9 protein-coding genes and 4 pseudogenes are annotated in these 12857 nt (G+C 59.1%); 9 read left to right on the forward strand and 4 right to left on the reverse strand.

Annotation, left to right across the window (positions count from 1 at the left end; all coding sequences use genetic code 11):
* Positions 1-118: 118 nt before the first annotated feature.
* Positions 119-457: a DUF5615 family PIN-like protein gene (locus EPAKOI_RS07920; RefSeq protein WP_377747427.1), complete on the forward strand. Its 339-nt coding sequence runs from the start codon at positions 119-121 to the stop codon at positions 455-457.
* A gap of 582 nt (positions 458-1039) precedes the next feature.
* Here the strand turns inward: EPAKOI_RS07920 and EPAKOI_RS07925 are convergent.
* A pseudogene (locus tag EPAKOI_RS07925) lies at positions 1040-2050 on the reverse strand (IS110 family transposase).
* Positions 2051-2265: 215 nt separating this feature from the next.
* Here EPAKOI_RS07925 and EPAKOI_RS07930 point away from each other — a divergent pair.
* From EPAKOI_RS07930 to EPAKOI_RS07945, 4 genes and pseudogenes are all read left to right on the forward strand, one after another.
* A pseudogene (locus EPAKOI_RS07930) lies at positions 2266-2628 on the forward strand (transposase); the annotation flags it as partial.
* A 28-nt stretch (positions 2629-2656) separates the two neighbouring features.
* Complete coding sequence (locus EPAKOI_RS07935; RefSeq protein ID WP_224039293.1) at positions 2657-3118, forward strand: group II intron maturase-specific domain-containing protein; 462 nt, start codon at positions 2657-2659, stop codon at positions 3116-3118.
* 221 nt (positions 3119-3339) lie between these two features.
* Positions 3340-3782: pseudogene (locus EPAKOI_RS07940) on the forward strand (transposase); the annotation flags it as partial.
* Between the two features lie 121 nt (positions 3783-3903).
* Complete coding sequence (locus tag EPAKOI_RS07945; RefSeq protein ID WP_253074069.1) at positions 3904-4536, forward strand: tripartite tricarboxylate transporter substrate-binding protein; 633 nt, start codon at positions 3904-3906, stop codon at positions 4534-4536.
* A 90-nt stretch (positions 4537-4626) separates the two neighbouring features.
* Here the strand turns inward: EPAKOI_RS07945 and EPAKOI_RS07950 are convergent.
* A protein-coding gene (locus EPAKOI_RS07950; RefSeq protein ID WP_085960481.1) for an IS3-like element ISRme13 family transposase occupies positions 4627-5813 on the reverse strand; the annotation gives its coding sequence in 2 pieces (ribosomal slippage) (positions 4627-5558 and positions 5558-5813; 1188 coding nt in all).
* A 138-nt stretch (positions 5814-5951) separates the two neighbouring features.
* On the opposite strand from EPAKOI_RS07950, the gene EPAKOI_RS07955 reads away from it, so the two are divergent.
* Entirely contained in the window at positions 5952-6974 is a 1023-nt protein-coding gene (locus EPAKOI_RS07955) for a LacI family DNA-binding transcriptional regulator (RefSeq protein WP_043355368.1), read from the forward strand.
* Between the two features lie 586 nt (positions 6975-7560).
* Here the strand turns inward: EPAKOI_RS07955 and EPAKOI_RS07960 are convergent.
* On the reverse strand, positions 7561-8475 hold the full coding sequence (locus tag EPAKOI_RS07960; protein WP_043355370.1) for a LysR family transcriptional regulator: 915 nt from the start codon (positions 8473-8475) through the stop codon (positions 7561-7563).
* Positions 8476-8640: 165 nt separating this feature from the next.
* On the opposite strand from EPAKOI_RS07960, the gene EPAKOI_RS07965 reads away from it, so the two are divergent.
* From EPAKOI_RS07965 to EPAKOI_RS07975, 3 genes and pseudogenes are all read left to right on the forward strand, one after another.
* Positions 8641-9786, forward strand: a complete 1146-nt coding sequence (locus EPAKOI_RS07965; protein WP_043355372.1) for a sterol desaturase/SRPBCC family protein — start codon at positions 8641-8643, stop codon at positions 9784-9786.
* Positions 9787-9828: 42 nt separating this feature from the next.
* Positions 9829-9951 (forward strand): annotated as a pseudogene (locus EPAKOI_RS07970) (hypothetical protein); the annotation flags it as partial.
* 322 nt (positions 9952-10273) lie between these two features.
* Positions 10274-11248, forward strand: a complete 975-nt coding sequence (locus EPAKOI_RS07975) for a hypothetical protein (RefSeq protein ID WP_423193432.1) — start codon at positions 10274-10276, stop codon at positions 11246-11248.
* Here the strand turns inward: EPAKOI_RS07975 and tnpC are convergent.
* The gene (tnpC, locus tag EPAKOI_RS07980; protein ID WP_008652249.1) at positions 11245-12834 is read right to left on the reverse strand and encodes an IS66 family transposase; all 1590 of its coding nucleotides are present in this window, start codon (positions 12832-12834) and stop codon (positions 11245-11247) included. The genes EPAKOI_RS07975 and tnpC overlap by 4 nt on opposite strands.
* Positions 12835-12857: the final 23 nt, after the last annotated feature.

Consider the following 12857-nt stretch of genomic DNA (forward strand, 5'->3'; position numbering starts at 1 on the left):
CGGGGCACCCGCCGCCGGCATCACGGCATCACGGCATCACGGCGGCACGAGCGCTGCGGGCGCAAGGGCTGGCCCGGACGCCTTACTCTCATCGGAAAAGTAGGCGGCTTACCCTAGCATGGCGCTCATTGGACACGCCGACGAGGCCAGTTTCGCGACGGCTTGTGAAACGCGACGCATCATACTGACGCACGATTCTGATTTCTTGGATGATCAGCGCTTCCCATTTCACCGTAACCCAGGCGTGGTCGTTCTACTAGCTGCAACTGGCAATGGGACGCTGGAAATCGCATTAGCAGATCACTTGCGCATACTAACGCCCCGTACGGCAACGCCCATGTTGGCGCCAATATCTTCGCAACAGACGATCGAGAATGGACCGTCCGCAGGCATACTCGCGCCGAAGGAAGGCACGTTGAAACCCGCATCAAGCTGCATCCAGGAGATGACGCCCTAATTTGGGAGTAGCGGAGGCGTACCTAGCTACGCAGACGATTCTGCGACATGAAAGTTGCCGGGCAGGATCAATCTTCGAAGCTGTTCTGATGCGTGGTGTCTGCGACACTGCCGCTTTGGCTGGCGGTCAACGTAAAGGCATTGAGATCTGGGGCCGCTCAGTAGCCAGTACTTTGAGCCCGCATCCGATACTCCAGATCAATGCGGCCACCTTGGTTGTCAGCGTGCTCGTACTGATGATGGCGCGACAACCCGGTGTTCTGGCGATGCACAACTGTCATAGTTGCTGCGGCGCGATCCGTCACTAGGGAATCGCCTTATGTGGACGCCTCCCGGATTGCAAGCCGATTGACATGGTGGTCGACAGGTGAAGGCAGCACGCCTATGTCCGGCCCTTTTGTGCAGGCCGCTCAGCCTGCTGGCCCATATGGAATTCGCTGGCGAGGTCCTCATCTGATCATCGAGCGTTGCTGCTCACATTCCCTATCGGGTTTTCCTCGCCCCGGTCCAACCTGTTAGCCATCATGCGATCAATGCTTGCGCTCCTTGAGAAGAAGTCAGTTCAGGCGGGCCACGCACCTGGCTATGCAGCCATGGCGGGTGCCGTGTATCTCGTATCCCTTGCTAGCACCGCCCAGATGGTCCGGGCGAGTTTGTTGGCTACGGCAGCCACCACTACATTGAAAGGACGTCGCTGAAGCAATCCGTCGAGCCAGGCGGTTCATGCGCCTTTGATGATCACCGATCTGGCGCCGTGTATGAGTAGGGTGCGCAGGTAGGTGTCACCTCGCTTGCTAATGCCAAGCTGGCGCACGTGACCACCGGTGCCCGTTTGTTTCGGTACCAAGCCTAACCAGGCAGCGAACTCACGCCCGGAGCGAAACGTTTTGGCATCGCCGATCGCAGCCACCGCAGCCGTGGCGGTTAGCAGCCCCACGCCAGGAATTTCAGCGATCTTCTGGCATTCCTGATTGTCGCAAAGCGCAACCTTGAGCCGACGTTCCAGCACAGCGATTTCCTTGTCGGTTGCCTGCACGCGTGCCCATTGCTCTCGTAGGCTGTCGATCAGTATGGCTGGCAAGCGATTCGCGATCTTGGCAAGCGCACCAGAAATTTTTTCGGCAAATTCCCGAGATCCTTCCGGAAGGACTTCACCAAACTCATAGAGTAAGCCGCGCAATGCGTTCGTCTGCATGATCCGGAACTTCATCAGTTGAGCCCGGATGCGGTGCAGCGCCAGAATGGTCTGTTGCTGCTCGCTCTTGATCGCAACAAACCGCGCCTCGGGCTGCTGGACTGCTGTCCAGATAGCTCTGGCATCGGCAGCGTCGGTTTTATTACGCAACACAAAGGGACGAACCGATCGCACAGAGATGAGCTTCACTTCGTGGCCGAGCTTCTGCAGTTCTCGTGCCCAACGGTGGGCGCTGCCGCAAGCTTCGATGGCAATGAGTGAACGCTCCCGCTGAGCAAGGAAGTCGGTGACCTGGCTCCGCTTCAACTTGATGCGCTCGATTTCACCGGTGTTGGCATTCACCGCATGAAGTTGGAAGACATGCTTGGCAATATCCATGCCGATGACGGTAAGCTTCATTTTGGATCGTCCCGATCAGGGTCGTTTGCAATCGACACCTCCACTTTGGCATAGGGATGCCATGGCAGCGAGGACCCTTACAGTTACTCTTGCAGGTAAGCGGCGCCCCGTTGCCGGGGGGAGGCGTCCATACCATCTGATTAAATCAGTGCGCGAGTCATCGAGGCATTGGGTGAGCGCGTTGTCATGAGCGTGTCCATGATTCAGGTCCTGTGATGAAGCGACAGATCAGTTTTGCGGAAGCGGAAAGTCACGGCAAGAAGCGTGTGACGCGCCGCCAGCGCTTCCTGTCGGAGATGGAGAGCGTGGTGCCGTGGGCGCGCCTGATTGCGGCGGTCGAGCCGTACTACCCCAAGGGCAAACGTGGCCGGCCGCCGATCGGCCTTGAGCGGATGCTGCGCATTTACTTCCTCCAGCAGTGGTACGGGCTGTCGGACGAGGCACTGCAAGACGCGCTGTACGACAGCATGGCGATGCGGGCGTTTGCCGGGATCGACCTGGCAGTCGAGGCGGTGCCAGACGCGACCACGCTGCTGAAGTTTCGCCGCCTGCTCGTCGAGCATGAACTGACGCGAAAGCCGACGGCTTCGGGAAGAGTTTGCCAAGTTGCAGGTCGAGGTCAATGAAGAGAAGAGTCGCACGGTGGATTTGGACTGCGGTGAGAGCTTTGGCTTTCTGGGATTCGACTTCCGTCGATTGCGCAGCATAAAGAGACAGGTGTGGCGAGCGCACTATACGCCCAAGTTGAAGAAACGCACGGCGTTGCTGCGCAAACTCAAGGAGGTGTTCAGGCGATACCAGTCGCAGCCGGTGGATCGGGTGGTGCAACTGATAAATCCGGTGCTACGTGGCTGGGTGAACTACTTCGCGGTCGGACACTCCAGTGAGTGCTTCAGCTTCATCCAGGACTGGGTGGAAAAGAAGGTCAGGCGCCATCTGGAGCGCTCCCGGAATCGTCGGGGCTTCGGCTGGAAGACGTGGAGTAGGCGGTGGCTCTATGACGAACTGAAGCTGTTCAACGGCTATCGGGTTCGTCGTCGACCATCGACGAAAGCGGCCCCGGCATGATAGGTCCCATATACCTTGACATGAAGCAAACAGGAAAGCGTAGTGCGGGAAAACCGCATGCTGCGTTTGACGTGGCGGGAGTTGGAAACGTGACTATGGTCGCCGGATTGCGGGCCATCGCGAAAGCGGTGGAATCACCACCGGCACCTGAAGGTGCGCGCGCCAGTTCTCGACCCTACCTTAGGGGGCAGTGGCGCAGAAATGCGCCGCTGCTACCCGACGTCGGCGTGGATGCGGCCTCTGGGCTGGTGCATAGCGTGGTGGGCACAGCGGCCAAGAGTCGGACGTGTCGCAGGCCCATGCCTTGCTGCATGGCCACGAGGAGCATGCGTTTGGCGACGCGGGCTACACGGGCGTGGACAAGCGCGAGGAGATGCAAGGCAAGACCGTGAAGTGGCAGGTGGCCGTCAAGCGCGGCAAGATCAAGGCGATGTGTGACGGAGCCGTCAAGGACTTGCTGATCGCCGTCGAGCGGGTCAAGGCACAGATTCGGTCGCGGGTTGAGCATCCGTTCCACGTTATCAAGAATCTGTTTGGTCATCGCAAGGTTCGCTACAAGGGCCTGTTCAAGAACACGGCGCAGTTGTTCAGCCTGTTTGGTTTGGCGAATCTGGTGTTCGCCAGGAGGCTGTTGTTGTCCTTAGAGGGGAGCAATCCGTCCTGAGCGCGCAAAAGCGCGACCAGGAAAGGTGCGAAACGCGAGAAAGACGGCTTGAATCGGCCCATCTCTCCCGGATTGCGAAAGCTGAAGTCCTTGGCTTGTGCAACATCAAGCGCAAACCTCATTGATCAGCAATTCCTTAGTGACAACGGTGCCGCTCATTATCGTCACAGCAGCAAATTCGCCAATAAAGGACCTGCGCCAACTAGTCTCGATGGCAAAGGCTAGGCCAGGGCAGATCACCTTTGGATGCGCCGGCAATGGTTCGGGCAGCCATCTGGCCGGGGAACTCCTTAGTACCATGGCTGGCGTCAAGATGAACCACGTTCCCTATAAGGGAGACGCGCCTTCGCTCACAGACGTGCTCGGTCAGCAGATCAATGTTGCCCTTCCCACCTCGCTCGCGGGAATGCCGCAAGTCAAGAGTGGAAAGCTCAGGGCGCTCGCGGTCACGAGCAAGACTCGATTACCGTCACTGCCCGATGTGCCCACGGTAGATGAAGCGCTCGGGATAAGCGGATACGAAGCCGTTTCCTGGGGCGGGTTCATGGTCCCGAGCGGGACATCACAGGCCATCATTGCTAAGATGAACAGCGAGTTCAACAAAGCCCTTCAGGATCCGGAGGTCCGCGACAAGCTGATGGCTCAAGGAGCGCAGATCGCAGGCGGCACGCCTGAGGCGTTCAATGCGTTGCTTCGCGCCGAAGTTTCGAAGTGGAAGCGAGTGGCAGATTCAGCAAAGGTCCGGCTCGACTAGCCTCACCAGGGATGTCGATCCGTCTTCGGGAACCCTCCAACGACGGGAACTGACCTTGCCCCTGTTCCACGAATCCCATAACCGAGGGAATTAGGCAGCCCGGTGTTGCTGAGCTGCGGACCAGTTTTTCTCGAACGTCATGGGGCTGACGTAGCCCAGCGTCGAGTGGAGTCGGCTGGCATTATAAAAGCCAAGCCAGTCAATTACCTCGTCCATTGCGGCGCGGCGGGTAGCGAACTGGCGACCGTGCAGGCGAGCGACCTTCAACGACCCCCACAGACTCTCAGTCGGCGCGTTGTCCCAGCAATCGCCCCTGCGGCTCATTGACGAGCGCATGCCATACGCCTTCAGGGCGTCTTGAAACAGATGGCTGCAATACTGGCTTCCCCGGTCGGTGTGCACAATCACACCGGCTTCCGGGCGGCGCCGGAACCAGGCCATGCGCAGCGCGTCCGTGACCAATTCGGCCTTCATGTGTGGTTGCATCGACCAGCCAACCACCTGCCGGCTGAACAGGTCGATGATGACCACCAGGTAGAGCCAGCCTTCGGCGGTCGCCACATAGGTTATGTCGCTCGTCCAGACTTGATTGGGTGCTGCTGGGCTAAAGTCGCGTTGCAGCAGATTGGGGGCCACCGGCAAATCGTGGTTCGAGTTGGTTGTCGCGATGTACTTGCGCTTGTGGCGGGCACGGATGCCGTGCAGCGCCATCAGCTTGCGAACACGCTCCTTGCCCACCCGCACCCCACGCGCCAGCAGTTCCTTCCACATGCGCGGCCAGCCGTACTCCCCCTTGACCCCGGCGTGAATCGCCTTGATGTGGGCCAACAAGGCATCGTCACTGAGTCGGCCTCTATCTGGCCTGTCGGTGCTTACTGTGCGTTGCTTGCGCTGGTGATAGCCGCTGGGGCTGACCCCTAACAGCTCACACAGGACCGAGACCGGCCAGTAACGTCGGTTTCGCTCGATGAACGCATACCTCACACCGACTCCTTCGCAAAGTATGCTGCGGCTTTTTTTAAAATATCGCGCTCCATCTTCAAGCGCGCCACCTCCGCCCGAAGCCGGGCCAGCTCCATCTGCTCCGGGCTGACCGGCTTCATACCCGCACCAGTCAGCTTGCCTTCCCGCTCCGCCTTGACCCAGTTATGCAGCGTCTGCGCTCTGATGCCCAGGGTCGCGCTAACCACTGCCATGCTCTGCCCGCTCTTCACCAGCCGTACCGCTTCCAGCTTGAATTCCAGCGTGTACTGCGCCCGCTTTGTCTTGCTTGTCATCACATCTCTCCTTGCTTCAGTTTAACCTCAGCAAGGGATTCGTTTTGCGGGGGCAAGCTCAAACTGCTTTCGACTACCAATCGTTACAATGGATGGCAGACGGCCGTCATTCCGGCTGAAGATAACATCTGACCCGATATGGTGAATGTCAAGCAAGTCGCCCTCCTCGCCGGCGTTTCCTCGGCAACAGTCTCCCGTGCACTGACATCGCCGGATAGGCTGCGACCTGACACGCTGGAGCGAGTGCAGAACGCTATTGCAAGCCTCAACTACGTTCCCTTCTCGGCGGCTCGCGAACTACGTCAGGGGCGCACGCGATCGGTGGGCATAATTGCGCCGACACTGATGAATGAACTTTACGCCAAAGCAGTAGATACCTTGGAGGCCCAGCTCGACCGGCTTGGATATACCGTTCTGTTGACTTGCCATCGGGACGACAGTGAGACCGAATTGCGCTGCGCCCGCGCCCTATTGGAGCGTAGAGTGGACGGGATCGCAATAATCGGTTCACAACATCATCCCGAAGTCTTCTCGCTGATACACAAGCACGCTATCCCGTATGTACTAATGTGGGCCGTGGACCGCGAAGGGATGCATCCGACGGTGGGGTATGACAACCGCTTGGCTATGCGCAGGCTAACCACCTACTTAGTCAAACAAGGACACCGGCAGTTTGCAGTGCTCCCAGGTCCTCTCGAAACTCAGTTTCTATCGTCTCAACGGCTTCTGGGGATCCGAGACGTCCTCAGCGAGAACGACATTTCCTTACCCGATAACCGCATTTTTCCGACCCCTTACGATGCATCTGCTGTGCGACAAGCGGTGCGCGTCTGCCTGCAGCGCAAGGACTTGCTGTTGCATCGGGAACAGCCGACCGCCCTGATATGCATCAATGACTTCATTGCTGTGGCGGCGATCGCGGAGTGCCGCACATTGGGACTTTCGGTTCCGAGCGACATCTCTGTCACAGGCTTCGGCGACTGGCAGATGGCGGAACTGGTAACACCCGCGCTAACGACAGTGCACTCGAATCCCGTTCTGATTGGCGAGCTTACTTCGCGCAACTTGATTGAGCAGATCGAAGGAGGAGCCAAAAACATCCAGACCGAGTTCGAGCCTGACCTAGTAATTCGCGAAAGTACTGCGCCACCTCGACAATAAATGGCGGCCTCAAATCAAAAGTGCAACACCTTGCCATCATGCATTACTGTCCTGATCGTCCCAAGGCTTCCCATAGCCGCATGATTTCGCGAGCCTTGGTCTGACGGTCGATGACGTTGAACGGTCTTCCATCGAGGCCCATCGCCTCACGAGGGAATTCCGCACATCCTGCTGGTGCAAGTTGGACGATCGAGATGCCCTTTCAAAACGGCATAAAGCTGCCTTGCGGCAGCGACGCATTCTTGTGGCGTTGTTGCTTGTGACACGACCCCGGTCCCCTTTGATGCAGTGGGTAGGATTTTATCGCGCGAGACCTATGTGCCACACGAGCAAATGGGGCACGAAGCAACTGTAGGCGCAGGCAGGACATGGTTCCAGATGGATCGCGGCGATCCAATCGGGTTACATGGCGGTTACATAGACCGCAAAATGCACAAGGGTTTACAGGAAAACCCCTGTAAACCCTTGATTTTATTGGTGCGGCTGCAGGGCTCGAACGCGCCGCCCGATTTCCCGACACAGCGCAGGCAGCGCCACTATGGATTCAAAGATCCATCGCGCAGGCAGCCCAATGAGGCCCGCCACATCAGCTCGATTCGGTCTGTGCAACTTGCGCAATTTGCTCCTTCAGCCATTGCAGACCAGACATGTGTTGTTGTTGACGGTGCCATATCAAGCTGACCTGCACCGCAGGCGTTTCGAAAGGAAGCTCCGCGAGCTGCAAGCCATAGTTGTGCACGAAATGCCTGGCCAAGTGCCAGGGCACGGTACCCAGCAAATCGGTGCTGGCGACGATGGCTGGAATGGTCAGGTAGTGCGGAACTTGCAACTGCACATGGCGCTGCACTTTGGCCGAGCCCAGGACGATCTCGAGCGGACTGCCGCGGCCGGCTCGCGGCAAGAGCGAGACGTGCTGTGCGGCCAGATACGCCGTCTTGTCGAGGCCTTCCCTGAATGCAGGGTGGCCCGGTCGGCCGATAACTGCGAGGCGCTCTTCGTGAATCGGTTGGTAGAGCAAATCGGCGTCGTCGAAGTACAGGTAATCAATCGCCAAGTCCAGATCTCCGCTGGCCAGTCGCTGCGGGATCAGGGCACCTTCGTCCGACAGTACCTGCAGCTTCACCTGCGGCGCCAGCGCCATCAGCCGGGTCATCAGGCTCGGTAACAGCCGTAGCTGCCCATAGTCATTCATCGACAGTCGGAAGGTTCGCTCCGTGTCCGGCTGAAAACTCTCTTGAACGGCAAGCCCTGCCTGCAGCAAGCGCAGGGCTTGCCGTACCGGCACGTGCAGCGTCATCGCCCCGGCAGTGGGCTCGAGTCCCTTAGCGGTACGGCGGAAAAGAGGTTGCCCCAGTTGCTCGCGCAGACGACTGAGCGCATTGCTCACCGCCGGCTGGCTCTTGTGCAGTCGCTCGGCCGCGCGTGACAGGTTGCGCTCCTGCATCAGCATGTCGAACACGAAGAGGAGATTGAGATCAATCTGCTGCAAATTCTGATTCATCAATAATTCTCATCATCAATATCCATTGGAATGAAAATGATCGCACCAATAGACTACAACACCAAGCGACCTACTGGCGCCAGACGTCAGAAAGGTCCGCGGGGGCTTGGCGGAACTGGCCACGTATCGCGAGCCCGACAGCGCAACAGTCTTTGAGAGCCGATCATGTCTTTTGATACCCAAACCTTCCGGAAGAAATACCGGGCGAACATTTCGCCTTACTACAACCCCTGGCTGCATGCTGGCTTCGTTCTTGTTTTCGGCGTGACCTTGATCCTCTTCTTGCTGAACAAGTTGGACCACGTCAGCGCGGTGGAGTGGCTAACTGTGCCGGCCACCTTAATTTTCTACAGCAGTGGCGAGTACCGCACCCATAAGGGTCTCGGGCACAACAAGAAGCGATTCGCGAAGGCGTTCTACCAGCGCCACACGGGCGACCATCATAGTTTTTTCGCAGATGACCAGATGCGCTACGAGTTCGCCAAGGACTGGCGGGTGATTCTGTTCCCGGCATGGCTGATCGTTGTCTACAGCATTGGCGCGCTGCTCGCTTGGTCGATCATCGGCCTGGTCAATGCGAACGTCGCTGCGCTGTTTGCCGCCACGCTACTGGGCGGCTATCTCAGCTACGAGATCTTTCATGCCTGCGAGCACCTCCCGCCGCAGAATCCGATCTGTCGCCTGCCGTGGATTCGCCACATGCGGCGGTTGCATGAGTTGCATCACCGCCGTGACCTGATGCAGACCAAGAACTTCGCCGTAGTGTTTCCACTGTGGGACTGGATCTATGGAACCCTTCATTGGGAGCCCGAAGAAGCAAGCGAGAGCCTGGTCCCCACCGTCAAGATGCAGCATTCCATTGATATCGCCCGGACGCCAAGCCAGGTACTGGCCTACGTGAGTACTCCGCTTCGTTGGCACGAGTGGCATCCTTACCACGTAGCGATCACCGGGCAGGGAGGGTCGCTGCCGGTTGGGAGCCACTTTGCGTACGTCGGCGGCCGTGCAGGCAAGTTGCAGTGGGAAGTCGTGGAAAGTCTTCCGGATCGGCTCTGGCGAACCCGGGCCCGTGGCAACCGGGGTCTTGAGATGTTCGTCACGTATGAGTGCATCGGCACAGCCACTGGCACGCGCTTCGTGCGGACGCTGGAGTATCGGTTTTCCAGTGTGGTGGCCCGCATGGCTGATCGGCTGGTTTTGCGTAAGCGAATTGAGCGCGACTCTGTTGCCTTGCTTCACAAGCTGCGCAGCGTCTCCGAGAGTGTTCTTCCCGCGGCAGAAACGGATTGTGCTTCCAAACAGGCGACATGAAGGGCATGGGGGCATGCAGGCTCCACCGCGCGTGTCAGGCTGCAATGGAGCAATGGCCAGACGGAGGGTCATGTCAACAGGCTCAAGCTCCTCAAGCGCCAAATGTATGGCCGCGCCAATATCGAGCTTCTGCGGCTGCGGGTTGTTACGTCCCGCGCAATCTGAGGTTTGGGGAGGGCCGTTTATCCCGCGAACGGCTGGGGCGATTTTCTGAACATCTCCGCAATCAGCGCGAGACGCAACGGACATAAGGAAGGCCAGTACTGCTCTGATATCGTGCGATGTTTTCCAGGCGCCACACGACAACCAGAACAGACTGGCCTATGCATCGCATTGTATTTGCGTTTCTCACGCTCGAACAACATCTTCTCGCTATCCGTTGGAGAGCGTGCAAAGGTTGGGGAGGACACCAAGAAAGTGCCGCTTAGGCACCGCGCCGGTTGTATGTGAACTAGGCTGATCGGTATCGCAACGGTGGGAGCAAGCCATGCGGTTGATCATCGAAGCCAGGTTGGCGGACGAGGGCAGCGATATTGGCCATGCCGGTGAGGGCGTTTTGGCAGTGATCGAGCGCCGTGACGGTAGTCTTGCGGATCTGGGCCTGACCCTCGCGGAGGGCCGCTCGCTGTTGGCCAAGGTTCAGACCGAGCTGGTTTCGAAACAAGTCGCGGGATGGCTTTCGGGCCAGACTCATTGCAGGAGTTGCGGGGCGGCTTTGAGCCACAAGGACCAGCGCTCGACGGTGGTGCGCACGGTGTATGGCAAGGTGATGGTGAACAGTCCGAGGCTGTGGTCGTGTGCTTGCCAACGGACTGTGCCGACGCCACGATCCGTGATCCATCCCTTGTCTAAAGCGCTGACTAATCGCGCCACGCCAGAGCTGGAATACCTCCAGGCGAAGTGGGCAAGCCATCTGCCATATCGGCAGGCCACGGCGATGCTGAAGGAAATACTGCCTCTGGACAAGGGCATTTCGTTCAGCGGCACTCGAAATCGGATTCGTGCTATCGGAAAGCAACTCGACGCTGACATCGAGCGTGATATTGCGAAGCTGCCCCCTTTCGACGGAGGCGTCCAGGTTCGCGAATCCAGCCATGTCGCGACCGTGAGCGTTGACTCGGCGTGGTTGCGGCATTGCGACTCGGTGAGGGGCCTTGGCCGACATGTCAACCTCATCGCTGGACGAGCGACGTTCACCGACAGGCCGCCAAAGTTCTATGCCTATGTGCACCGGGAAGTTACCTCGGCAGTAGCGCGGCTGGATCAATTTCTCACTCGAAACGGTGTGGCGACCGACGAGCGCGTTACCGTGATCAGCGACGACGCCGGTGAATTTGAGAAGACCATCCGGGGCAGTCAGCTCGCACGCGGCAGGATTCTCGATTGGTTCCACATCGCTATGAAGTTCAAAGTAAGCGGTCTTTTAAGGGCGCCCCTTGCGGCCGCCGGCGGTATCCGCTAGACGGTTGAGGGCTTGAGCCTCCAGGGCAGCAGAGCCTCGTAGTCGTCGGCGGTCTGTGCGTGTGGCAACGCCTTGAACAAGGCAACGAGATACTGATACGGATCGACGTCGTTGGCCTTGCAGGTTTCCACCAGCGAGTAAAGACTTGCGCTAGCGTTGGCACCGGCCACGGTGTCGCAGAAGAGGAAGTTTCTCCGTCCGATCACGAATGGCCTAATCGCGTTCTCGCAGGGATTGTTCGAGATCGGCCAGGTTCCGTTCTCGATGTAGCGCACGAGCTTTGGCCACTGCCCATGCAGGTAGTGCAGCGCCTTGCCGAACAGGCTTTGCGGCAGCACGGTATGCAGATGTTGCAGCAGCATCGTTTCGATCTCGGCCAGCAGCGGCTGGCTTTGTTCGGCGCGAACCTGCTGCCGTTGTTCCGGCTTCATCTTGAGCGTGTGGCTTTCGATGGCAAACAGCTTGCCGATGCGCTGCAGGAATCCGGTGACCGGGTGGTCGGGGCGTTTGTCCTTGGGCAAGGCTTGCTCCGCCTCGACCAGGTAGCGGCGCGCGTGTGCCCAGCATCCGAGATGCACCAACTGATAGGTGTTTGCGACGTCGTCGTATGGTGCATAGCCGTCGGTCATCAACACCGCCCCAGGCTTGATGCCGGCATAGAGAGCCGTAGCCTGCTTTGTCTCGCGTGTCGGGCTATAGGCAAACAACCGTACCGGCGGCCCTGTGCCATTCATCTGCGCCCATAGGAAGCTCTTTCTCTGGGCAGGCCTGCCGGGCTCCTTGAGCACCTGTACCGTTGTCTCGTCACCGTACACGACGTCTGCTTCCAGCAGATGGTCACGCAGCAGGTTGATGATTGGCTGCACCGCCTGGCCTACTCGCACTATGCTTGCGGCCAGGGTGCCGCGAGAGAGGTCCCCGCCGAAGCGATGCAGCAGCGCTGCCTGGCGGTACAGCGGCAGGCCATCCTGATACTTCGAGGTGATGCACCAGGCCAGCGCCGATTCGGTAAGGAGTCCCTTGGGAATAATGCGCGCCGGTGCCGGCGTCGTCTTGATGCCGCCGTCGCAGCATGGGCAGGCGTACTTGACCCGCTGGTGCTGGATCACGCGGACCTGCTGCGGCACGATGTCGAGCTGTTCGCTGACCTCGACGCCAATCTCGACCAGAGCCTGGCCATCGAGGGGGCAGACGCGTTCCGATTCGGGTAGTTCGTGACGAACCTCGACACGGGGCAGCGCCGGGTCGAGCGGCTTGCGGCCGCGCTTCTTGCGTTTGTGTCCGGCCACTTCGGTCTCGGGCGTACCTTCTTCTTCCTGCGCCGGCTGCGCGGCCGCCGTCGCCAAGGCCTCGGCCTCATTGAGGAACAAGTCCTTCTGCTCCGAGCCTCGCGCCTCGCTCTTTGCGGCGAACAGCTTACGCTGAAACGCCTTGAGCTGTTCCAAGAGCAGGTCTCGCTGGACCGTCATCACACGCAGTTCGCCCTTGATTGCCTCGCGTTCCGCGAGTATTGCCTTGAGCTCGCGCTCGGCGTCTCGCAACAGTTGCAGCTCGGCGGCGGTAACGGTGACGGGCGTGGATGGCATGGCGGGTTAGACCGCTGCCGCCA

Source organism: Cupriavidus sp. H18C2, assembly GCF_049393795.1.
Classification (GTDB): Bacteria; Pseudomonadota; Gammaproteobacteria; order Burkholderiales; family Burkholderiaceae; genus Cupriavidus; species Cupriavidus pauculus_C.